The organism is Hydrogenivirga sp. 128-5-R1-1 (assembly GCF_000171895.1).
The window spans coordinates 1-2,554 of record NZ_ABHJ01000102.1; the positions used below are offsets into that span (position 1 = coordinate 1).

Consider the following 2,554-nt stretch of genomic DNA (forward strand, 5'->3'; position numbering starts at 1 on the left):
AAACACAAACAAAACAAAAAACTTACCACACTGGCAACCTGTAAAATATTCCCAAATCCAAATACCAAAAAAATGACTTAAAAATACTCCATAAGACAAATCACCAAAAAGATAATTTACTTTAGACTTTTTCTTCCAGAGTTTAAGTATTAAATAAACAACAGGAACTCCCAGTAAAATTCCTAGCATTGTTTCTTTAGTATAAGCTCCATATTTACCAAAATACAAAACAACTACCAAAAACCAAAACGAAACAAACAAATAACAGCCAATTAATAAAAGTTTATCTAACCTACTTGCCCTTTTAGAAACGACCCTCTGAATTAACACTCCTAACAAAAACATAAACAAAACACCAACAACAAGCCTATATCCAAAATAATCAGAATGAATAATATTTAAATTTGCCAAGCTATAAACAAATAAACTTCCCAAAAACCCAATAGCAAAAAACCACCTGTAAACAAGCAAAAATGGCATAAGCAAATAGACCTGCACTTCAGTCCCCAAAGACCAAGCAGGAGGAATTAAATTCCAATTTCCAATGCTGTCTTTTAAAACATTTATCCAATCAGGAATATACATATAATAGTTTAAAGGAATAATAGCAAAATTACTAAAAAGTTTAAAAACTATAATTTTAGGACTTCCAAAATTAGATATTACCAGAAATACTAAAACCCAAAAACAAAAAAACCAGTAAAGGGGATATATCCTCAAAAACCTATCAAAATAAAACTGTCTGTAATCTTTATTAAAAATCTCTTCAAATAATTTACTAACAACATGCCCAGCTAAAATATAAAAAATAACAACAGCAAAAACCCCTTCATTAAGCCCATAAATTCTAACACCTGTATGTGAAAGCAAAACTAAATTAGCAAGTAAAAACCTAAAGTAGCCTATATTTAAATTTACCTCTTGTTTTATTTTTTTCTTACTATATTATAATTATTGATTAAATCAAAGCTACTTGTGAGGTGTCATAAAATGCCAGCAGTAGAAGAAAGGTTAGACAAAGCAGAAAATAGGCTTGACAAAATTGAACAAATGATAATGGAGCTTGTTTATATCCAGCACAAAACAGAAATGGAACTACAAGAGCTCAAAAAAGAAATGAAAGAGTTTAAGGATGAGATGAAAGAGTTTAAGGATGAGATGAAAGAATTTAAGGATGAGATGAAAAACTTTAAAGACGAAATGAAAGCAGAAGTTAAAAGAATGAACAAACAGTGGGGAGAACTTGCAAATAAAATGGGAACAATAGTAGAAGACATAGTTTATCCAGCAACAAGACCAGTATTAGAAAAATATTTCAAATGCGAAATAAATCAACTTATGGCAAACATAAAGAAAAAACTAAACGACTACAAAGATGAATTTGATATTATAGCCGTATCTGATAAATGTAAAAAGGTTTTTTTAGTAGAGGTAAAATCTACAATTAGGGAAAATCACATAACACAGTGGATTTTCCAAAAAATAGATAGCTTAAAACAACTTTTCCCAGAATACAAAGACTATAAAATAGTACCAATTTTAGCAACCCTAAGAGCAGAAGAAGATAAACTAAACCTTGCAACAAAACACAAAGTTTATATAATGGCATATAGAGAATGGGAATATATGGATTTAATAAACTTCAACAATATAGTATAATTTATTCTGAAAAACTTTTATAAGAGGGGGTAAAAAAATGCCGTTAACAGGAGACAGCAGAAAAGATGTAGCTGTTATCTATGTAGGTGTTTTTGGTAGAGCACCCGAAAAACAAGGTCTTGATTATTGGGTAAACCAGATGCAGCAAAATGGATGGGATTTAAAACAGCTCGCAGAAAATATGTACAATGCAGCTATACAGTACACAGGTTATGAACAGTTATCAAACACAGATTATCTTGTAGAAACCCTTTATGAAAATATCTTAGGTAAAACTAAACAGGATGACCCAGATGGTATAAATTACTGGAAGACACAGATAGAAACCGGCCACACAACAAAAGGAAAAGCAATTGCAGACATAATATATGCTGCCATAACTCAATACGCAAACAATCCAGCTACAAAAACATTATTAAACAGAGCCGATGTTGCTATTCAAGTTGCTGAAAAGTTTGATAATGCTGATATTGATAATAATGGTAAATTAGATGATTCAGATTTTGAAGTATTTAAAGACATAGTTAAGGCTGTAAAAGATAAAGACGAAGACAAAACAAAAGTAATAAACCTACTTGATAACATAAAGCAAAATCCAAACTTAGCTAAGCAACTATTAAATCCTACATCACCTTCAGACAAAGATACTTCTATCTTTGATAAAATAAAACAGAACTCAAAACTACAAGAATATACTGATAAATCAGAGAAAATTCAAGGAACAGATAATGACGATTATATCAACGGAGGTGGAGGAAACGATACAATACACGCAGGTGCTGGAAATGATGTTGTAGAAGGTGGAACCGGAAATGATAAAATCTATGGAGAATATGGAAGGGATTACTTGATTGGTGGATACGGAGCTGATGAAATATATGCAATAGATAATAGT

General features: G+C 30.7%; 3 protein-coding genes. 2 read left to right on the forward strand and 1 reads right to left on the reverse strand.

Going from position 1 to position 2,554, the window contains the following annotated elements; all coding sequences use genetic code 11:
• Positions 1 to 930 (reverse strand): acyltransferase (locus tag HG1285_RS04785; protein ID WP_343122638.1); only part of this gene is annotated, 930 nt, incomplete at its 3' end.
• 60 nt (positions 931 to 990) lie between these two features.
• Between HG1285_RS04785 and HG1285_RS04780 the strand changes: the two genes are divergently transcribed.
• Together HG1285_RS04780 and HG1285_RS04775 are read left to right on the forward strand one after the other, a co-directional pair.
• Positions 991 to 1,659, forward strand: a complete 669-nt coding sequence (locus HG1285_RS04780) for a hypothetical protein (RefSeq protein ID WP_008288559.1) — start codon at positions 991 to 993, stop codon at positions 1,657 to 1,659.
• 37 nt (positions 1,660 to 1,696) lie between these two features.
• Positions 1,697 to 2,554, forward strand: an 858-nt coding sequence (locus tag HG1285_RS04775) for a DUF4214 domain-containing protein (protein ID WP_008288560.1), incomplete at its 3' end; no start/stop codon positions are given.